The organism is Bradyrhizobium sp. 23AC (assembly GCF_054863025.1).
The window spans coordinates 1-231 of record NZ_JAVAYN010000327.1 but is presented as its reverse complement, the minus strand read 5'-3'; the positions used below and the strand labels follow the sequence as shown (position 1 = coordinate 231).

1 pseudogene is annotated in these 231 nt (G+C 56.3%); it reads right to left on the bottom strand.

From position 1 onward, the window contains the following. Positions 1-217, bottom strand: a pseudogene (locus RAD10_RS42625) (ABC transporter permease subunit); the annotation flags it as partial. Between the last annotated feature and the right edge of the window lie 14 nt (positions 218-231).

The following is a 231-nucleotide window of genomic DNA, read 5'->3' as shown; positions in this document are numbered from 1 at the left end:
AAGGCCCAGCCCGCATGCCCTTTGCCGCTTGCTCCAGCCGCCGGTCGAAATTCGCTAAAGTTGCCGAGACAACAACGACGACAAAGGCGATAGATCCAATGCTGTGCGCTAGGACGACGCCGACGGTCGTGCCGATCATTCCGAGTTTAATCGACGCCAAATAAGTCGCGACGCCGACAACGATAATCGGAAAAGTGAACGGCGTCAGGATCAACAAGGTGAGGATCCCTC